General features: G+C 57.9%; 14 protein-coding genes, 2 tRNA genes, 1 other RNA gene and 1 pseudogene. 10 read left to right on the top strand and 8 right to left on the bottom strand.

Translation table 11 applies throughout. The features are described from left to right. The first annotated feature begins 3 nt into the window (after positions 1–3). From nirB to EXW94_RS05625, 3 genes are all read left to right on the top strand, one after another. Positions 4–3,990, top strand: coding sequence for a nitrite reductase large subunit NirB (gene nirB, locus EXW94_RS05635; protein WP_174339699.1), 3,987 nt, complete (start codon positions 4–6; stop codon positions 3,988–3,990). Further along, entirely contained in the window at positions 3,987–6,464 is a 2,478-nt protein-coding gene (locus tag EXW94_RS05630; protein WP_174339698.1) for a nitrate reductase, read from the top strand. Before nirB ends, EXW94_RS05630 begins: the two co-directional genes overlap by 4 nt. A 202-nt stretch (positions 6,465–6,666) precedes the next feature. After that, on the top strand, positions 6,667–8,073 hold the full coding sequence (locus EXW94_RS05625; RefSeq protein ID WP_174339697.1) for a YchO/YchP family invasin: 1,407 nt from the start codon (positions 6,667–6,669) through the stop codon (positions 8,071–8,073). Between the two features lies 1 nt (position 8,074). Here EXW94_RS05625 and narL read toward each other — a convergent pair whose 3' ends face one another. Beyond that, entirely contained in the window at positions 8,075–8,725 is a 651-nt protein-coding gene (narL, locus tag EXW94_RS05620) for a two-component system response regulator NarL (protein ID WP_028018756.1), read from the bottom strand. After that, positions 8,718–10,514, bottom strand: a complete 1,797-nt coding sequence (narX, locus tag EXW94_RS05615) for a nitrate/nitrite two-component system sensor histidine kinase NarX (RefSeq protein WP_108417811.1) — start codon at positions 10,512–10,514, stop codon at positions 8,718–8,720. The genes narL and narX overlap by 8 nt, the downstream gene beginning before the upstream one ends. A gap of 309 nt (positions 10,515–10,823) precedes the next feature. Here narX and EXW94_RS05610 point away from each other — a divergent pair, with 309 nt between their 5' ends. From EXW94_RS05610 to narI, 5 genes are all read left to right on the top strand, one after another. Beyond that, entirely contained in the window at positions 10,824–12,221 is a 1,398-nt protein-coding gene (locus tag EXW94_RS05610) for a NarK family nitrate/nitrite MFS transporter (RefSeq protein WP_108417810.1), read from the top strand. 381 nt (positions 12,222–12,602) lie between these two features. Further along, positions 12,603–16,346 carry a nitrate reductase subunit alpha gene (locus EXW94_RS05605; RefSeq protein ID WP_174339696.1) on the top strand — a complete coding sequence of 1,248 codons (3,744 nt, stop codon included), beginning with the start codon at positions 12,603–12,605 and terminating at the stop codon, positions 16,344–16,346. Further along, positions 16,343–17,878, top strand: a complete 1,536-nt coding sequence (narH, locus tag EXW94_RS05600) for a nitrate reductase subunit beta (RefSeq protein ID WP_174339695.1) — start codon at positions 16,343–16,345, stop codon at positions 17,876–17,878. The genes EXW94_RS05605 and narH overlap by 4 nt, the downstream gene beginning before the upstream one ends. Further along, on the top strand, positions 17,875–18,585 hold the full coding sequence (narJ, locus tag EXW94_RS05595) for a nitrate reductase molybdenum cofactor assembly chaperone (RefSeq protein WP_100166107.1): 711 nt from the start codon (positions 17,875–17,877) through the stop codon (positions 18,583–18,585). Before narH ends, narJ begins: the two co-directional genes overlap by 4 nt. Beyond that, complete coding sequence (gene narI, locus EXW94_RS05590; RefSeq protein ID WP_010432973.1) at positions 18,585–19,262, top strand: respiratory nitrate reductase subunit gamma; 678 nt, start codon at positions 18,585–18,587, stop codon at positions 19,260–19,262. Before narJ ends, narI begins: the two co-directional genes overlap by 1 nt. Here the strand turns inward: narI and EXW94_RS05585 are convergent. Beyond that, on the bottom strand, positions 19,259–20,155 hold the full coding sequence (locus EXW94_RS05585) for a DMT family transporter (protein ID WP_174339694.1): 897 nt from the start codon (positions 20,153–20,155) through the stop codon (positions 19,259–19,261). The two genes, narI and EXW94_RS05585, sit on opposite strands and share 4 nt — an antisense overlap. Before the next feature lie 107 nt (positions 20,156–20,262). Here EXW94_RS05585 and EXW94_RS05580 point away from each other — a divergent pair, with 107 nt between their 5' ends. Further along, positions 20,263–20,706, top strand: coding sequence for an Lrp/AsnC family transcriptional regulator (locus EXW94_RS05580; RefSeq protein WP_010432979.1), 444 nt, complete (start codon positions 20,263–20,265; stop codon positions 20,704–20,706). Between the two features lie 143 nt (positions 20,707–20,849). Here EXW94_RS05580 and EXW94_RS05575 read toward each other — a convergent pair. The 5 genes and pseudogenes from EXW94_RS05575 to EXW94_RS05555 all read right to left on the bottom strand — a co-directional run bounded on the left by EXW94_RS05575 (position 20,850) and on the right by EXW94_RS05555 (position 22,738). After that, positions 20,850–20,980: non-coding RNA, RtT sRNA (locus EXW94_RS05575), on the bottom strand. A 45-nt stretch (positions 20,981–21,025) separates the two neighbouring features. After that, positions 21,026–21,110: transfer RNA gene (locus tag EXW94_RS05570), tRNA-Tyr, on the bottom strand. Positions 21,111–21,145: 35 nt separating this feature from the next. Beyond that, positions 21,146–21,230, bottom strand: a tRNA-Tyr gene (locus EXW94_RS05565). A 157-nt stretch (positions 21,231–21,387) separates the two neighbouring features. Beyond that, positions 21,388–22,231: pseudogene (gene purU / locus EXW94_RS05560) on the bottom strand (formyltetrahydrofolate deformylase). 48 nt (positions 22,232–22,279) lie between these two features. Continuing rightward, positions 22,280–22,738, bottom strand: a complete 459-nt coding sequence (locus EXW94_RS05555; RefSeq protein ID WP_071985429.1) for a YchJ family protein — start codon at positions 22,736–22,738, stop codon at positions 22,280–22,282. A gap of 114 nt (positions 22,739–22,852) precedes the next feature. On the opposite strand from EXW94_RS05555, the gene rssA reads away from it, so the two are divergent. Continuing rightward, the gene (rssA, locus tag EXW94_RS05550) at positions 22,853–23,755 is read left to right on the top strand and encodes a patatin-like phospholipase RssA (protein ID WP_174339693.1); all 903 of its coding nucleotides are present in this window, start codon (positions 22,853–22,855) and stop codon (positions 23,753–23,755) included. Positions 23,756–23,836: the final 81 nt, after the last annotated feature.

The following is a 23,836-nucleotide window of genomic DNA, read 5'->3' as shown; positions in this document are numbered from 1 at the left end:
TTGATGCGACTGGTCATTATCGGAAATGGCATGGCGGCCACGCGGCTGATTGCCTCGCTCACCGGGCGTGCTTCAGGTCGTTTCGCAATCACCGTCATCGGTGACGAGCCGGAGCATGCCTATAACCGCATCCAGCTTTCGCCGGTGCTGGGCGGTGAAAAAGCGGCGGCGGATATATGCCTTCAGGATGATGAGTGGTACCAGGCGCGCGGCGTGACGGTGCTGCGGGGCGAAAAGGCGATTGCCGTGAACGTGGATACGCGGGAAGTGCAAACCGCCGCCCGCACGCTGGGCTGGGATGCGCTGGTGTTCGCCACCGGGTCAACGCCCTTTATTCCACCCATCCCCGGCGGCGATGCGCAGCACGTATTCACGTTCCGTACCCTGGAGGATACCCGGGCCATTCAGGCAATCGCCGGTCCTGCGGTGGTGCTGGGGGGCGGCGTGCTGGGCGTTGAGACGGCGGCAGCGCTGGCGCGCTCAGGTGACAGCGTCACGCTTGTACATCGCGGTCCGTGGCTAATGGAGCAACAGCTGGATCAGCAGGCGGGCATGCTGCTGGAAGAGGCGCTGGCGGCGCGGGGCGTGCGCTGCGAGCTTTCCTCAGGCATCGCGGCCATTAACGGCAATAGCGTGACGCTGCTTAATGGGCACAGCATCGCCGCCACGCGCGTGGTGTTGGCGACCGGCGTGCAGCCGAACGTTGCGCTGGCGCACGCCAGCGGCATTCGCTGCGCGCGCGGCATCGTGGTGGATCACCAGATGCAGACCTCCGCACCGAACGTCTACGCCATTGGCGAGTGCTGCGAAATTGACGGCCAGACGTTTGGCCTGGTCGCCCCCTGCATGGCGCAGTCGGATATCCTCGCCGCCCGGCTGGCCGGGGACGTTACTGTGCCGTTTACCCTCACCGACAACGGTGTGCGCCTCAAGGTGACCGGCGTGGAGTTGTTTAGCCTCGGTCGCGCGGCAGAGCAGGAAGACGATGTGGTCTGGAGCGCATGGGATCCGCTGACCCGTCACTACCGACGTTTACTGATCCATCAGGGGGCGCTGGCAGGCGTGCTGCTGATGGGCGACTGCCGCAGTGCGGCAACATTTACCGATTTACTGGCAACGGCTGCGCCCGCCCACGCGGACTGGCTGTTCGATCGTTTCACTACGCAACCGCAGGTTGCAGGACAGAACGCTATGACAAAACCTACTCTGGTGGTGGTTGGGCACGGTATGGTCGGCCATCATTTCCTCGAAGACTGCGTTAACCGCAATTTGCATCAGCAGTATCAGATCGTTGTCTTTGGCGAGGAGCGCTATGCCGCCTACGACCGCGTGCATCTGTCGGAATATTTTGGCGGGCGCAGCGCAAAGTCGCTCTCGCTGGTGGAAGGAGATTTCTTTGCCGACAGCGGCATTGAGCTACGCCTGTCGCAGCAGATTGTCGCCATCGACCGCGACGCGCGCGTGGTGCGTACCGCCAGCGGGCATGAAACCCACTGGGACAAGCTGGTGCTGGCGACAGGCTCTTATCCGTTCGTCCCGCCGGTTCCGGGCAACGATCTGCCGGGCTGCTTTGTTTATCGCACCCTCGACGATCTCGATAATATTGCCGCACATGCAAAGGGGTCGCGTCGCGGCGTGGTGATTGGCGGCGGCCTGCTGGGGCTGGAGGCGGCGAACGCCCTGAAGCAACTCGGGCTGGAAACCCACGTGGTTGAGTTTGCACCCAATCTGATGGCGGTGCAGCTCGACAACGACGGCGCGGCGATGCTGCGCAGGAAAATCGAGGCGCTGGGCGTTGGCGTTCACACCAGTAGAGCGACGACGGAGATTGCCACCGCGGACGGCGGACTGGTGCTGCGCTTTGCCGATGGTGAACAGCTGGAAACGGACATGGTGGTCTTTTCTGCCGGTATTCGTCCGCAGGACGCGCTGGCGCGCAGTAGCGGGCTGGCTATTGGCGAGCGCGGCGGGATCGGCATTGACGACGGCTGCCGGACCTCCGATCCGGACGTGCTGGCCATCGGCGAATGCGCTCTGTGGGAGGGGAAAATCTTCGGTCTGGTCGCGCCCGGTTATCAGATGGCGCGGGTGGCCGCCGCCGCGCTGGCGGGTGATGATAAAACCTTTACCGGCGCGGATATGAGCACCAAGCTCAAGCTGCTCGGCGTGGACGTGGCCTCGTTCGGCGACGCTCACGGGCGCACGCCGGGGGCGCTGAGCTACCAGTGGACGCACGGTCCGCAGCAAATCTACAAGAAAATCGTGGTCAGCCATGACGGCAAAACGCTGCTCGGCGGCGTGCTGGTGGGTGACGCCAGCGAATACGCCACGCTGGTGCAGATGATGCTCAACGGGATAGCCCTGCCAAAAGAGCCGGAAACGCTGATATTACCCGCGTCGACGGGCAGCGCGCCAAAAGCGCTCGGCGTGGCGGCGCTGCCGGAAAGCGCGCAGATCTGTTCGTGCCATAACGTCAGCAAAGGCGATATCTGCCAGGCGGTGAGCGCGGGGGCAACGGATATCGGCGCCATCAAGCAGTGCACCAAAGCGGCGACCGGCTGCGGGGGCTGCAGCGCGCTGGTGAAGCAGGTGATGGAGTTCCAGCTGGCGGAGCAGGGCGTGGAGGTGAAAAAGGATATCTGCGAACACTTCCCGTACTCGCGCCAGGAGATTTACCACCTGGTGCGCGTTAACCATATTCGCACCTTTGACCAGCTGATTAGCCGCTACGGGCAGGGGCACGGATGTGAGATCTGCAAGCCGCTGGTGGGGTCGGTGCTTGCCTCCTGCTGGAACGAGTATCTGCTGAAACCGGCACATCTGCCGCTGCAGGATACCAACGACCGCTACTTCGCCAATATCCAGAAGGACGGGACATATTCCATCGTGCCGCGCATGCCCGCCGGGGAAGTGACGGCAGACGGGCTGATCGCCATCGGCCAGATTGCGAAACGCTATGACCTCTACAGCAAAATCACCGGCGGGCAGCGTATCGACCTGTTTGGCGCTACCCTGGAACAGCTGCCGGAAATCTGGCAGGCGCTGGTGGAGGCTGGGTTTGAGACCGGACATGCTTACGGGAAATCCCTGCGCACAGTGAAATCCTGCGTCGGCTCGACCTGGTGCCGCTACGGCGTGCAGGACTCCACCGGCCTCGCGGTCCGGCTGGAGCACCGCTACAAGGGGCTGCGCGCGCCGCACAAAATCAAAATGGCGGTCTCAGGCTGCACCCGCGAATGCGCGGAGGCGCAGAGCAAAGACGTGGGGGTGATTGCCACCGATAAGGGCTGGAACCTCTATCTGTGCGGCAACGGCGGGATGAAGCCGCGCCATGCGGACCTTTTTGCCAGCGATCTGGACGATGAAACGCTGATCCGCACCGTTGACCGTTTCCTGATGTTCTACATCCGCACGGCGGATCGCCTGCAGCGCACCAGTACCTGGATGGACAACCTGGAAGGCGGCCTCGACTATCTGCGCGATGTGATCGTCAACGACAGCCTGGGTATCGCCCACGAGCTGGAGCAGGAGATGGCGCGTGTGGTAGAGACGTATCAGTGCGAATGGCAAACCACGCTCAGCGATCCCAATCGTCTGGCGCTGTTCCGCACCGCGGTGAACGCCGCGCCGTCGGATGAAAGCAAGCGCTGGCAGGAAATCTGCGGCATCGACGATATTCCCGAGCAGGCGGGCATTGGCGCGCGTCTTGGCCGCAAACCGATCGCGCTGTTCCGTTTCGGACAGCGAGTTTACGCCCTCGACGACCTGGAGCCGGGCAGCAGCGCGAACGTGCTTTCACGCGGCATTCTCGGCGATGCGGCGGGCGAGCCGGTGGTGATTTCACCGCTCTACAAGCAGCGTATTCGCCTGCGCGACGGGTGCCAGGTGGATAGCGGTGAACCTGCGGTACGCGCCTGGCCGGTGAAGATTGAAAACGGCAAGGTGTGGGTCGGGAACGACGCGATAGTGATGCGTGCGGAGGCCTCATGACGGAAACCCGGACAACGTGCCCCTACTGCGGGGTGGGCTGCGGCGTGGTCGCCAGCGTGGAAAGCGGAGCGGTAAGCGTTCGGGGGGACGAAACCCATCCTGCAAACTTTGGTCGCCTGTGCGTGAAGGGATCGGCCCTGGGGGAGACCACGGGGTTACAGGGGCGATTGCTGCGCCCCGTTGTTGACGGTGTTGAGGTGGGCTGGTCGCAGGCGCTGGGGGCGGCAGGCGAGCGACTCCAGGCGATCATCGACAAATGGGGGCCGCAGGCCGTGGCGTTTTACGCCTCTGGCCAGCTATTAACCGAGGACTATTATGTTGCCAACAAGCTGATGAAAGGATTTATCGGCGCGGCAAACATTGATACCAACTCCCGGCTCTGCATGTCTTCGGCGGTGGTCGGCTACAAGCGCGCCTTCGGCGAAGACGTGGTGCCGTGCAGCTATGAGGATGTGGAGAACAGCGATCTGGTCGTGCTGGTGGGATCCAACGCTGCATGGACCCATCCGGTGCTGTATCAGCGGCTGGTGCAGGCAAAGCACAGCAATCCGCAGATGAAGGTGGTGGTGATTGACCCGCGCAGCACCGCCACCTGCGATATCGCCGACCTGCACCTGGCGCTTGCGCCGGGGAGCGATGCCGGATTATTTGTCGGCCTGCTGAACCTGATTCAGGGAGCGGATGAGTGGCCCGTTGAGCGCGTGGCGGCATTTTGCGGTCTTTCGCCGCAGGATATTGGCACCTTTTACGACTGGTTTATGACGGCACCTCGTGCTATCACGCTCTACACCATGGGGATCAACCAGTCCACCCGCGGCAGCGACAAGTGCAACGCTATCATCAACGTCCATCTTGCCAGCGGTAAATTCAATCGTCAGGGCTGCGGTCCGTTTTCGCTGACCGGACAGCCTAACGCGATGGGCGGGCGCGAAGTGGGCGGGCTGGCGAACCAGCTGGCGGCGCACATGAGCTTCGAGCCGGACGATCTCTCGCGGGTGGCGCGTTTCTGGGGAACCGAGCGGCTGGCGCAGACGCCAGGCCTGATGGCGGTGGAGCTGTTTGACGCCATCGCCCGCGGCGAGGTGAAGGCGGTGTGGATTATGGGGACCAACCCCGCCGTATCGCTGCCGGACAGCCACGCGGTGTGCCAGGCGCTGGCGGCTTGTCCGCTGGTGATCGTTTCTGAAGTGATGCAGGAGACGGACACCAGCCGGTTTGCCCATATTCGTCTTCCGGCGCTGGGCTGGGGCGAGAAAAACGGTACGGTAACCAACTCAGAGCGGCGCATTTCGCGCCAGCGCGCGTTTCTGCCTGCACCGGGCGAGGCAAAGCCGGACTGGTGGATTATTGCTCAGGTCGCTAAAAGGCTGGGCTATGGCGAAGCCTTTGCCTGGGAACATCCGCGGGATATTTTTTGTGAACATGCGGCGCTAACGGCGTTTGAAAATAACGGCGGGCGCGCGCTCAATCTGGGGGAACTGGCGACGTTAAGCCGCGAGGAATGGGATGCGCTGGAGCCTTATCAATGGTGCGCTGGTCATTTTCCCCACAGACGGATTGTCCCGGTTATCCCATCGTTGCCCGCCGCGGGGATCAATAACCTGTACCCCCTGATGCTCAACACCGGCCGTATTCGCGACCAGTGGCATACCATGACCCGTACGGGATATGTCGCACGATTAATGCATCATATCGCCGAGCCGTTGGTTGACATCTGCCGTTCAGACGCCGCGCGATATGGAGTGTGCGAGGGGCAGCTGGCGCGAATCGCTTCCCCGCGCGGGGTGATGGTTGCCCGGATCCATATTAACGACGCTCAGAAGGCGGGAGAGCTGTTTATCCCGATGCACTGGAATGCGCAATTTTCCCGTCAAGGGAAGGTCAATGCCCTTGTGGAAGGCCGCGTTGACCTGGTTTCAGGCCAGCCAGAGAGTAAACAAACCGCGGTCAGGATCCTGCCCTGGCAGCCGGGCTGGCAGGGGGAGCTCTACGCGCGTGACTTACCGGAACTGCCGTCCTTCGTGTTCTGGTGGCGCAAAGCGACTCGCCTGACGCTGGCGGGTGATAAACCGTTCCTGCCATGGGTCATGGATTACGCCAGCGGCAGGGGCTGGCAGCTGCAGGTTGCGCAGACCGGCGAGCGTAGCAGCGTGCTGGCCTGGCATAACGGCGAGCTGATGCTCGCCTTCTGGGAAGGAACCGCGCGACCGGAGCTGGCACACCCGGTGATTGAAGCGGCTTTTCAGTCGCCCCCCTTAACGCCTGCTGCACGTCATGCGCTCCTCAACGGGCAGGGCGTGGGGGAGGTGGTGGATCCGGGGCGCATTATCTGTAGTTGTTTCAGCGTCGGGGAAAACGCGATACGCGAGGCGATTGCCGGAGGGTGCGATTCCATTTCGGCGCTGGGGGCACGTTTGCGCTGCGGAACGAACTGCGGTTCGTGCGTGCCCGAGCTGAAAGCGTTGTTTGGATAGCGGTGTAAGGGCGTCGGGTGGCGGCTGCGCCTTACCCGACCTACAAATTCGTGCCGCCCCGTAGGTCGGGTAAGGCGCAGCCGCCACTCGACAATAATGTTCAGGATAATCCTGGAATTTCCGTTAAGCCTGCATTTCACTGCTTATCGCGTTAACATAAAAAGAATTGCCTTATGAACACAGGTCCTTATTTACGACGTTGATGGCTGTATCGTCCCGCATTCATTTGCTGTTTTTACTCTCCCTTCTTACGGCCGGAGCCGTTCACGGTGCGCCGAATTCCTTTATGCAGCAAGCGCAAAATCCGTTTGATAATAACGGGGATAGTTTGCCCGACCTCGGCATGGCGGCGCCAACGGGTGAAGGGGAGAAGCACCTGGCCGAAATGGCCAAGGCCTTTGGCGAAGCCAGTATGACCGACAATGGCCTGACGACAGGCGAGCAGGCAAAGCAGTTTGCACTGGGTCAGGTACGGGATGTGGTGAGCGGGGAAGTGAACGAGCAGATTGAATCCTGGCTTTCCCCCTGGGGTAACGCCAGCGTAAATCTGCTGGTAGATGATGAGGGCAATTTCAATGGCAGCAGCGGAAGCTGGTTTATTCCCTGGAACGATAACAATCGTTACCTGAGCTGGAGCCAGCTGGGCCTGACGCAACAGACGGACGGTCTGGTGAGCAACGCCGGGATTGGCCAGCGATGGGTCGCTGGAGACTGGCTGCTGGGCTATAACACCTTTTACGATAACCTGCTTGAGGAAAACCTGCAGCGCGCCGGGCTGGGGGCAGAAGCGTGGGGGCGAAATCTACGCCTGTCGGCGAACTACTATCAGCCGTTCGCCAGCTGGCGCGACAGCGCGGATCTGCAGGAGCAGCGCATGGCGCGCGGGTATGACATCACTGCTAAAGCCTGGCTGCCGTGGTTCCATCATCTGAATACCAGTGTTAGTTTTGAACAGTATTTTGGCGATAACGTCGATCTGTTTAGCAGTGGAACCGGCTACCACAACCCGATGGCGGTCAATCTCGGACTTAACTATACCCCCGTTCCGCTGGTGACCCTGACGGCTGCCCATAAGCAGGGAGAGAGCGGCGTCAGCCAGAATAACCTCGGGCTTAAGCTCAACTATCGGTTTGGCGTACCCTTGGTCAAACAGCTGTCCGCCAGCGAAGTGGCTGTGACGCGTTCGCTGCGCGGCAGTCGCTACGATTCGCCAGAGCGGGAGAACCTGCCGGTCATGGAGTTCCGCCAGCGCAAAACGCTGTCGGTCTATCTGGCAACGCCGCCGTGGGATCTGAAAGGGGGCGAAACCGTCATGCTGAAGCTGCAAATACGCAGCAAGCATGGTATTCGCCAGCTGCACTGGCAGGGGGATACGCAGGCGCTGAGCCTGACCGCACCGGCTGACAGTACCAGCAGCGACGGCTGGAGCGTCATTATGCCCGCATGGGATAACGCTGAGGGTGCTACTAACCAGTGGCGGTTGTCGGTGATCGCGGAAGATAAAGACGGGCAGCGCGTCTCTTCCAATGAGATCGCGCTAACGGTGGTTCAACCGCTGGTCGCATTGCCCAACGACGATCCACGGTGGAAGCTGCTGCCGGATGAGTAAGTTAAAAAATCCGTTCCTGATGGACCCACACGGCGGCTTCGACGCGGGACTTTAACTTCATCTTTTTCAGCATGTGCTTCACGTGCACTTTTACCGTGCTTTCGGTGATGTCCAGACGGCGGGCGATCATTTTGTTCGGCAGGCCCTGGGCAATCAGCTTCAGAATATCGCGTTCGCGCGGGGTAAGCTGGCTCACGTCACGGTCTGAGGTTGCGCGGTTGGCCCGCAGGCTGGCGGCCAGTACCGGCGTTAAGGCTTCGCTCAGCACCATCTCTCCGGCAGCGGCCTGCTGCAGCGCCTTGAGCAGATCTTCCGGCTCCATATCTTTCAGCAGGTAGCCGTCCGCGCCGCGCTTCAGCGCCGTCACTACGTCTTCTTCATGATTTGACACGCTAAACACCACCACGCGGCCAGACAGGGATTTTTCGCGCAGTTTGTCCAGCGTCTCCAGACCGTTCATGCCCGGCATGTTGAGATCGAGCAGGATCAAATCAGGATCGAGCGCTTCGGCAAGCTCAATACCCTGTTCGCCGTTGCTGGCTTCGCCAACGACGGTAATATCGGGCGCCATGCTGACCAGCTGTTTCACCCCGGTGCGCAGCATGGGATGGTCGTCGATCAACAGGATGGATGCCGGTTCCTGATTAGTCATGGTGTTCTCCTTGGACAGTTGTAAGCGGTTTTTCGGGAATAAAGGTGACGACCACTTCCGTGCCACCCGTGTCTCTCCGGCGAACCTGGCAATCACCGCGCAGGCTTTGCGCGCGGTCTCGCATGATAATTAAACCATAGTGGTTGGTTCTCTCGGCATTTTCCGGCACGCCGCAGCCGTCGTCCTGAATCGTCAGCTTCACCTGATTATTGTGCTGGCTGACGGTTACCGTTACCGCCGTCGCGCTGGCGTGTTTGAGCACGTTGCTCAGGGCTTCGCGGGCGATCTGCAGTAAATGAATCGCCTGATGGGAGGGGACAAAACGCGGCGGAAGCTGGTAGTCGAGCTTCACCGGGAACCCCAGCCGGGCGCTAAATTCGTGACAGCTGGACTCCAGCGCGGGGCGAAGGCCCGGCTCGGTCAGCTGCAGTCGGAAAGTGGTTAACAGCTCACGAAGCTGAACCCACGACGTGTTCAGCTCGTTGCGGATCTGGCTCAGGAGCTGTTTGTTGCTTTCCGGCATCTCCGCGTCCTGCATCTGCAGGCAGCTGACCTGCATCTTCATGCAGGAGAGCGATTGGGCGATGGAGTCATGCAGCTCCCGCGCGATGGTGGCGCGCTCTTCCATGACAATCAGCTGCTGCTGTTTTTCCTGATGCCTGTCCAGCGCCAGCGTGGCCGTGAGCTGTTCCACCAGGGTATCCACCAGCTGCTGCTGGTCGTGGCTCAGATGCCTTCCGGCGGGCAGGGTAGCCAGCAGAATGCCGTACTGGGTGTGGCTGTCCGTCAGACGCCACTTCAGCGTGGTGCCCGTCGTCGTTAGCGGTGGTACACCCCGCGGACAAAGGTGACAACCTTTATCATCACAGGACATGTCAGATTGACAGGTAAATTCCTGATGATTTTCTTCGTCTTCAACGTCGTAGACCCGCAGCTCCAAATCGTGCAGCAGCGTCAGGTTTTGCAGGCCGTTCAGCACCGGCGAGAGGCGCTCGCACAGCGGTACCTGCATGTGCAAACGGCGGTTTGCCTGCCACAGGAAAGAGAGAATTTCGTTTTTCTGTTCGAGTCCGGCGGTTTTTTCCTGAACCCGCTGTTCCAGTACCGCGTAGCTTTCAGACAGCTCTTCCGACATGGTGTTGAGCGCCTGGCCGAGCATCGCCATCTCGTTACGCCCGCTGATATGCGTGCGCTGGGTAAAATCGCGGTTCGTTACGGCGCGTGCCATTGCCAGCAGCTGTTTCCAGGGATTCAGCAGCCTTGCGCGCAGCCAGACGATGGTGAAAATCAGCAGCAGGCCCATAAACAGCGCCATCACCCGGTGGATCATCACCACCCGGTCAATGCGTAATTCGGTGGTTTGATCGAAAGAAGAGACCAGCGTATCAATGCGTGAGACGAAACCGGCAACGTCGCGCGCGACGGCGTCGGGCCTGTTCGCCTGCTTTAAGCCTGGCTCCAGCTGCGTGTGCCAGTAGCCCTGAAGGGCCTTGAGCTGGGATTTCTGACCAGCGCGAATGGCGGCACTTTCCAGCTCGGGGCTGAAAGCCGTATGCTCCATATCGTCGATCAGCTTCTGGTCGTCCTGCGTTAAGGGCACCGAGGCCAGCAGACGATAACTCTGCATGCGTAGCGAGCCTGCCTCGTTGATGGCATGTGCATTACCCTGTACGCCCTGGACCAGCCAGCCGGAAATCGCCATGCCGGTGACACCGATCGCGGTGGACAGCAAGACAATAAGCGCCAGTTGGTTAACCAGCGTCAGCGGGGATAGACATCTTTTTAACATGGTGTTGCCGGGCTCCTGACGTGACCTGACTGCAGGAATGGCGCTATTCTGGTGCATACCCTGGAGTATACCCATACCAATAAAGGATTACCTCTAAATTGCCGGAGGGGTAACGGTTAGAGGGAGGGAGTAGCCAGGATGGCTCAGCACCGTGAAAAACCACATCTTTTTTACCCCTTACTCCTACTCACTAAGAGTAATGCCTTTTTTTTCGCCACAAAACCCCGCACTTTTCCTTTGATTTATATCAACTTACCGCCGCCCTAAAACCCTAATGTTTGCAGCATCATTCGAGAATCAGAGGTGTCTATGAGTCACTCATCCGCTCCCGACAGGGAAAATGGTCCCGTTATTACAGAATGGCGACCAGAGGATCCGGCGTTCTGGCAACAGCGCGGCCATCGTGTAGCAAGTCGTAATCTGTGGATTTCCGTTCCGTGCCTGCTGTTAGCGTTTTGCGTATGGATGTTGTTCAGTGCGGTTGCGGTAAACCTGCCAAAAGTCGGCTTTACGTTCACGACCGATCAGCTGTTTATGTTGACCGCGCTGCCGTCCCTGTCCGGTGCGTTGCTGCGCGTGCCTTACGCGTTTATGGTGCCGGTGTTTGGCGGACGCCGCTGGACGGCTTTCAGTACCGGCATCATGATCGTGCCGTGCGTGTGGCTCGGTTTTGCGGTGCAGGATACCTCCACGCCGTTTAGCGTGTTTGTGATCATCTCTCTGCTGTGCGGTTTTGCGGGCGCGAACTTTGCCTCCAGCATGGCGAACATCAGCTTCTTCTTCCCGAAAGCGAAGCAGGGTGGTGCGCTGGGCATTAACGGCGGTCTGGGGAACATGGGCGTGAGCGTGATGCAGCTGATTGCCCCGCTGGCGATTTCGGTTTCCATCTTTGCGGCCTTTGGCGGCGGCGGTGTGACCCAGCCGGATGGTTCTTCTCTGTTCCTGCAGAACGCGGCCTGGATTTGGGTACCGTTCCTGGTGGTCTTCACGCTGGCGGCCTGGTTCTTTATGAACGATTTGTCCGCGTCGAAGGCGTCCCTGAGCGAACAGTTACCGGTCCTGAAACGCGGTCACCTTTGGGTCATGGCGCTATTGTATCTGGCAACGTTCGGCTCGTTTATCGGGTTCTCTGCGGGCTTCGCCATGCTGTCGAAAACCCAGTTCCCGGACGTGCAGATCCTGCAATTTGCCTTCTTTGGTCCATTTGTCGGCGCGCTGGCACGTTCTCTTGGCGGGATGATCTCCGACCGTCTGGGCGGGACGCGCGTGACGCTGGTGAACTTCATGGTGATGGCGATCTTCTGCGCGCTGCTGTTCCTGACGCTGCCAGCCAACGGGCAGGGCGGCAACTTTATTGCCTTCTTCGGCGTATTTATGGTGCTGTTCCTGACGGCCGGGCTGGGAAGTGCATCTACGTTCCAGATGATCTCCGTCATCTTCCGTAAGCTGACCATGGATCGCGTTAAAGCGCAGGGAGGCACCGAAGAGCAGGCCATGCGTGAAGCGGCGACCGACACCGCTGCGGCGCTGGGCTTTATCTCTGCGATTGGCGCAATTGGTGGCTTCTTCATCCCGAAAGCGTTCGGTATCTCACTGGACCTGACCGGCTCTCCGGCAGGGGCCATGAAAGTATTCCTCGTCTTCTATATCGCCTGCGTTGTGATTACGTGGCTGGTATATGGCCGTAATACCAAGAAAAATAAGTAAGTGTGATTATCCGTTTGCGCGGCCTTCGGGCCGCGTTTTTTTTGTGTTGGAAATAGTTACAACATACTGATTGCCTTTACAGCAGCAGCCTGCGGGTAACACTGTGATCGCCATCGCTTTCCAGTGGGGTCTACCCCTTAATACCTGAGATGTTAAATTTAGCCCTGCTTTTTGTACGATAAATATAAAATATCAATATTAATCATCATGATACGAATTTTACATTTATACCGCTTTGGTGGTATTTGATGTAACACCCGCCTCCAGAGACCCCGTCCGCCTTGATCGTTATCAATTCTCCCCCGCTTTCAGAGCGTTACCTTCGCAGCAAATCAGCAATGTCGATTTAGAGAGCCACAGGCTCCACACAGGAGATACCCGATGAGCAAATTTTTAGACCGGTTTCGCTACTTCAAGCAGAAGGGCGAGACGTTTGCCGATGGGCACGGTCAGCTTCTGGAGACCAACCGCGACTGGGAAGACGGCTATCGCCAGCGCTGGCAGCATGACAAAGTGGTCCGTTCAACCCACGGCGTCAACTGCACGGGTTCGTGCAGCTGGAAGATTTTCGTCAAGAATGGTCTGGTGACCTGGGAAGTCCAGCAAACCGACTACCCGCGTACCCGTCCCGATCTGCCGAATCATGAACCGCGCGGCTGTCCGCGTGGCGCAAGCTACTCCTGGTATCTCTACAGCGCTAACCGCCTGAAATACCCTCTGATGCGTAAGCGTCTGATGAAAATGTGGCGTGAAGCGAAAGTCCAGCACAGCGATCCGGTTGATGCATGGGCATCCATCATTGAAGACACCGACAAAGCGAAGAGCTTCAAGCAGGCTCGCGGTCGCGGTGGCTTTGTCCGTTCCTCCTGGAAAGAAGTGAACGAACTGATTGCAGCGTCTAACGTCTACACCGTCAAAACCTACGGCCCGGACCGCGTGGCGGGCTTCTCGCCAATTCCGGCGATGTCGATGGTCTCTTACGCGTCTGGCGCGCGCTATCTCTCCCTGATTGGCGGGACCTGTCTGAGCTTCTATGACTGGTACTGCGACCTGCCGCCTGCGTCTCCGCAGACCTGGGGCGAGCAGACCGACGTGCCGGAATCCGCCGACTGGTATAACTCCAGCTACATTCTGGCCTGGGGCTCTAACGTTCCTCAGACCCGTACCCCGGATGCCCACTTCTTTACCGAAGTGCGTTATAAAGGCACCAAAACCGTTGCGATTACCCCTGACTATGCGGAAATCGCCAAGCTGTGCGACCTGTGGCTGGCACCTAAGCAGGGCACCGATGCGGCGATGGCGCTGGCGATGGGCCACGTCATGCTGCGCGAGTTCCACCTGGACAAGCCTAGCCAGTACTTCACCGACTACGTGCGTCGCTACACCGACATGCCGATGCTGGTAATGCTGGAAGAGCGCGACGGCTACTACGCTGCCGGTCGTATGCTGCGCGCCGCTGACCTGGTGGATTCACTTGGTCAGGAAAATAACCCGCAGTGGAAAACCGTTGCCTGTAACAGCAATGGCGAACTGATTGCGCCAAACGGCTCTATCGGTTTCCGCTGGGGCGAAAAGGGCAAATGGAACCTGGAGCAGCGTAACGGCACCACAGGCGAAGAGACTGAACTGCGCCTGAGCATGCTGGGCAGCCAGGATGAGATTGCTGACGTCGGCTTCCCGTACTTCGGTGGCGAAGGCACCGAGCATTTCAACAAGGTTGAACTGAATAACGTTCTGATGCACAAACTGCCGGTGAAGCGTCTTCAGCTCGCCGATGGTTCAACGGCGCTGGTCACCACCGTTTACGATCTCACCATGGCGAACTACGGCCTGGAGCGTGGTCTGAACGACGAAAACTGTGCAAGCAATTACGATGACGTGAAAGCGTACACCCCGGCATGGGCGGAGCAGATCACCGGCGTGCCGCGCGCGCAGATCACCCGTATAGCGCGTGAGTTCGCGGAAAACGCCGACAAGACCCACGGTCGCTCCATGATCATCGTCGGTGCCGGTCTGAACCACTGGTATCACCTCGATATGAACTATCGCGGCCTGATTAACATGCTGATCTTCTGCGGCTGCGTCGGTCAGAGCGGCGGCGGCTGGGCGCACTACGTCGGCCAGGAAAAACTGCGTCCGCAGACCGGCTGGCAGCCGCTGGCGTTTGCCCTTGACTGGCAGCGTCCGGCTCGCCACATGAACAGCACTTCCTACTTCTATAACCACTCCAGCCAGTGGCGCTACGAGACGGTTACCGCAGAGGAACTGCTGTCGCCAATGGCGGATAAATCCCGCTACAGCGGTCACCTGATTGACTTCAACGTGCGTGCGGAACGTATGGGCTGGCTGCCGTCGGCTCCTCAGCTTGGTACCAACCCGCTGCGCATCGCGGAAGCGGCGAAGAAAGCGGGCATGACCCCGGTGGACTACACCGTTAAGTCGCTGAAGGAAGGTTCGATTCGCTTTGCGGCGGAACAGCCGGAAAACGGTAAAAACCATCCGCGCAACCTGTTCATCTGGCGCTCAAACCTGCTGGGTTCTTCCGGTAAAGGTCACGAGTTCATGCTGAAGTATCTGCTGGGTACGGAACACGGTATTCAGGGCAAAGATCTCGGCAAGCAGGGCGGCGTGAAGCCTGAAGAAGTGGAATGGAAAGACAACGGCCTGGACGGCAAGCTGGATCTGGTAGTGACGCTGGATTTCCGTCTGTCGAGCACCTGCCTGTACTCCGATATCGTTCTGCCTACTGCAACCTGGTATGAAAAAGACGACATGAATACCTCGGATATGCATCCGTTTATTCATCCGCTGTCTGCTGCCGTTGACCCGGCGTGGGAATCCAAAAGCGACTGGGAAATCTACAAAGGCATCGCCGAGAAATTCTCTGAAGTCTGCGTGGGGCACCTGGGCAAAGAAACCGACGTGGTGACGCTGCCCATTCAGCACGACTCGGCTGCCGAACTGGCGCAGCCGCTGGACGTGAAGGACTGGAAAAAAGGCGAGTGCGATCTGATCCCTGGCGTGACGGCGCCGCACATCATTCCAGTTGAACGTGACTACCCGGCAACCTACGAACGCTTTACCTCTATCGGCCCGCTGATGGAGACAATCGGCAACGGCGGGAAAGGGATCGCCTGGAACACCCAGAGCGAAATGGACCTGCTGCGTAAGCTCAATTACACCAAATCAGACGGCCCGGCCAAAGGCCAGCCAATGCTGAACACGGCGATTGATGCCGCAGAGATGATCCTGACCCTGGCACCGGAAACCAACGGCCAGGTCGCAGTAAAAGCCTGGGAAGCACTGAGTAAAATCACCGGTCGCGACCACAAGCATCTGGCCCTGAACAAAGAAGACGAGAAAATCCGCTTCCGCGATATTCAGGCCCAGCCGCGCAAAATTATCTCCAGCCCGACCTGGTCTGGTCTGGAAGATGAGCACGTTTCTTATAACGCGGGTTACACCAACGTTCACGAGCTGATCCCGTGGCGTACCCTGACCGGTCGTCAGTCTCTGTATCAGGATCATCAGTGGATGCGTGACTTCGGCGAAAGCCTGCTGGTTTACCGTCCGCCAATCGACACCCGTTCGGTGAAAGCGGTAATGGGCGAGAAGTCCAACGGTAATCCGGAGAAAGCGCTGAACTTCCTGACGCCGCACCAGAAGTGGGGGATCCACTCCACCTACAGCGACAACCTGCTGATGCTGACGCTGGGACGCGGCGGTCCGATTGTCTGGATGAGCGAAGCGGATGCCAAAGATCTGGGCATTGTGGATAACGACTGGATCGAAGTCTTCAACAGCAACGGTTCATTGACCGCTCGTGCAGTGGTTAGCCAGCGTGTTCCAGCAGGGATGACCATGATGTACCACGCGCAGGAACGTATCGTGAACATTCCTGGCTCAGAAATCACCGAGCAGCGCGGCGGTATTCATAACTCGGTCACCCGTATTACGCCGAAGCCGACCCATATGATCGGTGGCTATGCGCAGCTGGCCTACGGCTTTAACTACTACGGCACCGTAGGATCGAACCGCGATGAGTTCGTGGTGGTACGTAAGATGAAGAATATTAACTGGTTAGACGGCGAAGGTAATGACCAGGTACAGGAGAGCGTAAAATGAAAATTCGTTCACAAGTCGGCATGGTGCTGAATCTGGATAAATGCATCGGCTGTCATACCTGCTCAGTCACCTGTAAAAACGTCTGGACCAGCCGCGAAGGGACCGAATACGCCTGGTTCAACAACGTGGAAACCAAGCCGGGCACCGGCTTCCCGACCAACTGGGAAGATCAGGAGAAATACAAGGGCGGCTGGATCCGCAAAATCAACGGCAAAATCCAGCCGCGCATGGGCAACCGCGCGATGCTGCTGGGAAAAATCTTCGCTAACCCGCATCTGCCGGGCATTGATGATTACTACGAGCCGTTTGATTATGACTATCAGAACCTGCATAACGCAGCGGAAGGTAAACATCAGCCGATTGCTCGTCCTCGCTCGCTGATCACCGGTCAGCGTATGAACAAGATCGAGAAAGGCCCGAACTGGGAAGACGATCTGGGCGGTGAGTTCGAGAAGCTGTCGAAAGACAAAAACTTCGAGAACATGCAGAAGGCGATGTACGGCCAGTTCGAAAACACCTTCATGATGTACCTGCCGCGTCTGTGCGAGCACTGCCTTAACCCAGCGTGCGTGGCGACCTGCCCGAGCGGCGCCATCTACAAGCGTGAAGAAGACGGCATCGTACTCATCGACCAGGACAAGTGCCGCGGCTGGCGTATGTGCATCACCGGCTGTCCGTATAAAAAAATCTACTTCAACTGGAAGAGCGGCAAGTCAGAGAAGTGCATCTTCTGCTATCCGCGCATTGAAGCCGGTATGCCTACCGTCTGTTCAGAAAGCTGCGTAGGCCGTATTCGCTACCTCGGCGTGCTGCTGTATGACGCGGACGCGATTGAAACGGCAGCAAGCACCGAGAACGAGAAAGATCTGTACCAGCGTCAGCTGGACGTGTTCCTCGATCCGAACGATCCGAAGGTGATCGAGCAGGCGCTGAAGGACGGCGTGCCGCAGAGCGTGATCGACGCCGCGCAGCAGTCTCCGGTGTACAAAATGGCGATGGACTGGAAGCTGGCGCTGCCGCTGCATCCGGAATACCGCACGCTGCCGATGGTCTGGTACGTGCCGCCGCTGTCGCCGATTCAGTCTGCTGCCGACGCGGGTGAACTGGGCGGCAACGGTATTCTGCCGGACGTGGAAAGCCTGCGTATTCCGGTACAGTACCTGGCGAACCTGCTGACCGCAGGGGATACCCAGCCGGTCCTGCTGGCGCTGAAGCGCATGCTAGCGATGCGTCACTTCAAGCGTGCTGAGACCGTTGACGGCGTTACCGATACCCGTGCGCTGGAAGAAGTTGGTCTGACCGAAGCACAGGCTCAGGAGATGTACCGCTATCTGGCGATTGCGAACTACGAAGACCGTTTCGTCGTACCGAGCAGCCACCGCGAGCAGGCGCGCGACGCCTTCCCGGAGAAAAACGGATGTGGCTTTAGCTTCGGTGACGGTTGCCACGGCTCAGACACCAAATTCAACCTGTTCAACAGCCGCCGCATCGACGCCATGGATGTGACCAGCAAAACGGAGCCGCACCAATGATTGAACTCGTCATTGTTTCGCGTCTGCTCGAGTACCCGGATGCTGCGCTTGCGCAGCATCAGCAGGAACTCTTTGATGCACTCGCGTCATCTGAAAACCTGGATAAAGCGGATGCCCAGAAGCTGGGCGTTTTCCTCCGCGATCTGTTAGCGCGCGATCTCCTGGACGCGCAGGCGGACTACAGCCAGCTGTTTGACCGCGGGCGCGCGACGTCTCTGCTGCTGTTTGAACACGTCCACGGTGAATCCCGCGATCGTGGTCAGGCGATGGTCGACCTGATGTCCCAGTACGAGCAGCACGGCCTGCAGCTCGACAGCCGCGAACTGCCAGACCACCTGCCGCTGTACCTGGAATATCTGGCGCAGCTGCCAAAAGAAGAGGCGCTGGGCGGTTTACAGGACATCGCACCGATCCTGGCACTGCTTGGCGCGCGTCTTCAGCAGCGCGAAAGTGCTTATGCGGTGCTCTTTGACCTGCTGGTGAAGCTGGCAAATGCCGCCGTTGATAGCGAAAAAGTAGCGGAAAAAATCGCGGATGAAGCGCGCGACGACACTCCGCAGGCGCTTGATGCGGTCTGGGAAGAAGAGCAGGTGAAGTTCTTTGCTGACCAGAACTGCGGCGAGTCTGAAATCTCCGCTCACCAGCGTCGTTTTGCCGGGGCCGTTGCTCCGCAATATTTGAATATCTCTAACGGAGGACGGCAATAATGCACTTCCTGAATATGTTCTTCTTTGACATTTACCCGTACATCGCGGGCACCGTATTCCTGGTGGGAAGCTGGCTGCGTTATGACTATGGCCAGTATACCTGGCGGGCGGCCTCCAGCCAGATGCTGGACCGCAAGGGTATGAACCTCGCCTCTAACCTGTTCCATATCGGGATCCTGGGGATTTTTGCCGGTCACTTCCTGGGCATGCTGACACCGCACTGGATGTACGAAGCCTGGCTGCCGATTGAAGTGAAGCAGAAAATGGCGATGTTTGCGGGCGGTGCCAGCGGCGTGATGTGTCTGGTCGGCGGTCTGCTGCTGCTGAAGCGTCGTCTGTTCAGCCCGCGCGTGCGTGCCACCACGACCGCTGCGGACATCCTGATCCTCTCCCTGTTGATGGTGCAGTGTGCGCTGGGTCTGCTGACAATTCCGTTCTCTGCGCAGCATATGGACGGCAGCGAAATGATGAAGCTGGTCGGCTGGGCGCAGTCCGTGGTGACCTTCCATGGCGGCGCATCTGAGCATCTGGACGGCGTGGCCTTTATCTTCCGCGTGCACCTGGTGCTGGGGATGACGCTGTTTGTGCTGTTCCCGTTCTCTCGCCTGGTGCACATCTGGAGCGCGCCGGTTGAGTACCTGACGCGCAAATACCAGATTGTGCGCGCCCGTCGCTAATTTGCCGTTTTGATACCCACCCCGCACTCGCGGGGTTTTTTTTCGCCCCAGCCCAGGTTGTTGCCCGCAGCGGCAAACAAAATCAGCGCGCCGCCCGCAAGCTGCGTGAGGTTCAGCGAGTGTCCGAACACCAGGTTATCAACAACAATGGCGACCACCGGATAGATAAACGACAGCGAGCCGGTGACTGGAGTAGGGAGTTTCTGAATGGCGCTATACAGCAACTGGTACATAATGCCGGTATGGACAATGCCCAGCGTCAGCAGTATCGTCCAGGGGAAATCGCCCGAAAGGGAAGGCATATGCGCCAGCGGAAGAAGCATCACCACCCCTGTCAGGACCTGAATAAAGGCGATATGCTGCGGTGCGATGGATTTCAGTTTGCGGGCGATAATGGCAGTCAGCGCGTAAAAGAATGCTGCACCCAGCGCCAGCCCGATACCTGTGAGCCATTCACTGCCATGCGTGCCGCTCAGCTCGCTGGAAAGCAATATCACCACGCCGCCGAAGGCGAGGATCAACCAGCCCCACTTCACCAGACTGACGCGTTCACCTAAAAGCATCCCCATCATCACCAGCATAAACGGCTGGGTGTTATAGACCACGGTAGACAGGCCAATCGAGATCCGCTCATAGGCTGCAAACAGCAGCAGCCAGTTCACCACGAGCGCTACGCCGCCAAAAATGGCCAGCAGCAGCGTGGTGCGGGTGAGGGGACTGAAGGGCTTTCGACTTAACCGGATGAACATATAAAGCGTCACCGCGCCGATAACGCAGCGCCAGAACACCACTTCCGTTACCGGCAGACCGGAGAGTAAAACAAACGCGCCGATAGAGCCGGAAATTAACATCGCCAGGCTCATCTGCCCGACGCCTTTTTGTAAATCACGCATCATCCACCTCCTGATTAATGACCCTATTGTCGAAAATCGCTGTCGGGTTTTACAGGGCTGCTATAAGGTGAAACAGGCTAATGACTTTTTAAAATTAGGTGAAAGTGATGGAATACCTGCTTGATGATATCGATCGGCAAATATTGGCTTGTCTGGTAGAGGACGCGCGCGCGTCGCTGAAGGTGCTGAGTGGTCGTGTGGGATTGACGTCACCCAGCACGGCAGAACGTTTGAAGAGGCTGGAAGAGCGCGGTGTGATTCAGGGTTATGGTGCGCGGGTGAACCTGGCGGCGCTGGGATACACCTTGCAGGCGCTGGTGCGCGTGCGCCCATTGCCGGGGTTATTGCATAAGGTGGATAAATACATTCAGGCCATGCCGGAGTGCATTGAGAGTGACAAAGTCACGGGTGAGGACTGTTTTGTGATCAGGCTGGTGGTACGGTCGATAGAACAGCTGGATGTGTTGCTGGACGGCCTGGCAGAGCATGCCCAGTGTAATACGTCGATTGTGAAGAGCTCGCCGGTGAAGCGACGGTTGCCGCCGATGTAGGTTTCTGTTGCCGGGTGGCGGCTGCGCCTTACCCGGCCTACGAAGGCTCGAATCGAACCTTAGTCGAAGCTTCTCATCCTTCCCCGTCACGGAAATGCATGATGCCTGGTGCGAACAGAAGATTTGGAGTCATTTGAAAGTGATGGTGGTGGGGGAAGGATTACTCGGCGCGTTGCGCCTCGCCCTTCGGGTCGTTGCCTGCGGCAACGCTTTCTCGCTACGCTCGAATCGAACCTTAGTCGAAGCTTCTCGTCCTTCCCCGTTACGGAAAAGCATGATGCCCGGTGCGAACAGAAAGTTAAGCGTTATTTGGAAATGATGGTGGTGGGGGAAGGATTCGAACCTTCGAAGTCGATGACGGCAGATTTACAGTCTGCTCCCTTTGGCCGCTCGGGAACCCCACCAGGGGTAATTCAAATTTTGAGGTAATGCTGAGAGATGGTGGTGGGGGAAGGATTCGAACCTTCGAAGTCGATGACGGCAGATTTACAGTCTGCTCCCTTTGGCCGCTCGGGAACCCCACCACGGGGTAATGCTTTTTACTGGCCTGCTTCCTGTTGGAAGCGGGGCGCATCATATCAAATGAGACGCCCCTGTAAAGCATTCCTTTAGGGAAATGAAGTTGTTTGCCTGCTTTTTATCCGCAAAGGTGCAAAGCTAATCAATTCATTTTCCGAAAGATTAAAGAATGATGGTTCTGTTGCCGTAAACGAAGACGCGTTGGGCAAGCACCTGATACAACGCACGGCTTAAGACGTTTTTCTCAACGTCGCGCCCAGCGCGCATCATGTCTTCTGCGGTATAGGTGTGATCCACATGAATCACGTCCTGCATGATGATGGGACCTTCATCCAGATTGTCATTCACGTAGTGGGGCCGTCGCACCGATGATCTTCACGCCGCGCTCGTACGCCTGGTGGTACGGGCGCGCGCCGATAAAGGCGGGAAGGAACGAGTGATGAATGTTGATGATCTTATTCGGGAAACGCGATACGAAGGAGGGCGTTAATACGCGCATATATTTCGCCAGCACCACGTAATCTGGATTATGCGCTTCAATCGCCTGCGCCATCAGATCGTCGTGCTCTTCACGGGTATGTCCTTCGTGGCTGACCAGTTCGAATGGAATATCAAAACGCTCGACCAGCGTACGCAGCGTCTCGTGGTTGCCGATAACAGCGGCAATTTCGACATCAAGACCGCCGTAGTTGGCTTTCATCAGCAGGTCGCCCAGGCAGTGTGCCTCTTTGGTCACCAGGATCACAATGCGACGACGGCCAGCAGGCGTCAGTTCACGCACGGAACCTTCCGGCAGGGCGCTATCCAGATCGGCAAGCAGGGTGGTGTCGTTGAAAATACCTTCGAGCTCGGTACGCATAAAGAAGCGACCGGTACGGTGGTCAACGAACTCGTTGTTCTGCACGATATTCAGTTCATGTTTGTAACAAATGTTGGTAATTCGTGCGATCAGTCCTTTTTGATCGGGACAGATGGTGCGCAGAACTTTACGTTGTAGTGATTGCATCGCCGGGAAATCCTGTTTGTGTATTTGCGAAGTCTGGGTTGTCAGGCATTACTGCCCGCAACACTTTTTAAATTTTTTACCTGAGCCGCAAGGGCAGGGATCGTTACGACCGAATTGAGGGCGCGTTCCGTCAATATAATACCATTGCCCGCTTTCCTTTAAGAAACGGGAACGTTCAATAATGGCGCCGGGTTTGTGCTGTTCGGTAAAACGGGCAACAAAACTCACGTAACCCTCGTTTTCATCACGACCGGGGGCTGAATCAAAGACCGTGAGACCGAGCCAGTGGGTATTGGCAAAGCCCGCTTCAATGTCTTGCTGAAAATCAGCTGCATGGCAAGTGGGGTGCCAGGTCTTGACTAAATAATCTGCGTCTTTGATCACAAAAGCAGTATACCGCGAACGCATCAGGTGTGACGGGTCTGGAGCAACCTGCTCGCCAGTAAGATATCGCTGGCAACATAGGCTATACTCCAGAGCGCTACCACAGGGGCAGAGTTGAGACACGATTCTCTTCCTGGAACAAAAAATAAGGGCGTTTAACGCTTAGGGTAGCACTATGTTAACTGAGCTGTTGCGTTGACGCTATGTTGGGGATCCAGGGGAAGTAAAACAGGGCTAATGAGAAAAGTAAAAATTGGACTGGCGTTAGGCTCAGGTGCAGCCCGAGGCTGGTCGCATATTGGCGTTATCAACGCCTTGAAACAGATGGGTATTGACGTTGATATCGTTGCAGGCTGTTCGATTGGTTCGCTGGTCGGGTCAGCATATGCCTGCGGTAAGCTACCGGAGCTTGAGAAATGGGTACGTTCCTTCAGCTACTGGGATGTGCTGCGCCTGATGGATCTCTCCTGGCAGCGTGGCGGCCTGCTGCGCGGCGAGCGCGTGTTTAATCAGTTCCGTCAGATTATGCCCCTTGATGACTTTACCCACTGTCAGTTGCCGTTTGGCGCGGTGGCCACGAACCTCAGTACAGGACGTGAGCTGTGGCTCACCGAAGGCGATCTGCATCTTGCTGTCCGTGCGTCCTGCAGCATGCCGGGATTAATGGCCCCTGTGCCACATAACGGCTACTGGCTGGTCGATGGCGGAGTAGTAAACCCGGTCCCCGTTTCCCTGACGCGTGCCATGGGCGCGGATATTGTGATTGCCGTGGACCTGCAACATGATGCCCACCTGATGCAGCAAGACCTCATGCCCGTTAATCTGCAAAGTGATGATGCCGAAGGTGAGAAGCTCGCCTGGCATGCGCGTTTGCGCGGAAGAATTGGACGCCTGGCAACTCGCCGAGCAGTAACGGCACCCACCGCCCTGGAAATCATGACCACGTCAATTCAGGTACTTGAGAATCGCCTGAAGCGAAACCGTATGGCTGGCGATCCTCCCGATATTCTGATTCAACCTTATTGTCCTCAAATCTCTACCCTTGATTTCCATAGAGCTGAGGCCGCGATTTCAGCGGGTTCCTTAGCCGTCGAAAAGAAAATAGATGAATTGTTGCCATTTGTGCGAACAGCACTTTAAGCATCCTTTATTTGATTACTTCAGCAAAATCTGACAGGCGATAGTCCCAATAGCATGCCACTATTGAGTAACTGTCAGCCA

It is taken from the genome of Enterobacter sp. JMULE2 (genome assembly GCF_013337145.1).
Classification (GTDB): Bacteria; Pseudomonadota; Gammaproteobacteria; order Enterobacterales; family Enterobacteriaceae; genus Enterobacter; species Enterobacter mori.
The sequence above is the reverse complement of the archived record's forward strand: the minus strand, read 5'-3'. Positions and strand labels throughout refer to the sequence as shown.

Excerpts from the sequence above, each read along its gene's own strand:
- nirB (WP_174339699.1), top strand. The coding sequence starts at position 4 with ATGCGACTGGTCATTATCGGAAATGGCATGGCGGCCACGCGGCTGATT.
- EXW94_RS05630 (WP_174339698.1), top strand. The coding sequence starts at position 3,987 with ATGACGGAAACCCGGACAACGTGCCCCTACTGCGGGGTGGGCTGCGGC.
- EXW94_RS05625 (WP_174339697.1), top strand. The coding sequence starts at position 6,667 with ATGGCTGTATCGTCCCGCATTCATTTGCTGTTTTTACTCTCCCTTCTT.
- narL (WP_028018756.1), bottom strand. The coding sequence starts at position 8,725 with ATGACTAATCAGGAACCGGCATCCATCCTGTTGATCGACGACCATCCC.
- narX (WP_108417811.1), bottom strand. The coding sequence starts at position 10,514 with ATGTTAAAAAGATGTCTATCCCCGCTGACGCTGGTTAACCAACTGGCG.
- EXW94_RS05610 (WP_108417810.1), top strand. The coding sequence starts at position 10,824 with ATGAGTCACTCATCCGCTCCCGACAGGGAAAATGGTCCCGTTATTACA.
- EXW94_RS05605 (WP_174339696.1), top strand. The coding sequence starts at position 12,603 with ATGAGCAAATTTTTAGACCGGTTTCGCTACTTCAAGCAGAAGGGCGAG.
- narH (WP_174339695.1), top strand. The coding sequence starts at position 16,343 with ATGAAAATTCGTTCACAAGTCGGCATGGTGCTGAATCTGGATAAATGC.
- narJ (WP_100166107.1), top strand. The coding sequence starts at position 17,875 with ATGATTGAACTCGTCATTGTTTCGCGTCTGCTCGAGTACCCGGATGCT.
- narI (WP_010432973.1), top strand. The coding sequence starts at position 18,585 with ATGCACTTCCTGAATATGTTCTTCTTTGACATTTACCCGTACATCGCG.
- EXW94_RS05585 (WP_174339694.1), bottom strand. The coding sequence starts at position 20,155 with ATGCGTGATTTACAAAAAGGCGTCGGGCAGATGAGCCTGGCGATGTTA.
- EXW94_RS05580 (WP_010432979.1), top strand. The coding sequence starts at position 20,263 with ATGGAATACCTGCTTGATGATATCGATCGGCAAATATTGGCTTGTCTG.
- rssA (WP_174339693.1), top strand. The coding sequence starts at position 22,853 with ATGAGAAAAGTAAAAATTGGACTGGCGTTAGGCTCAGGTGCAGCCCGA.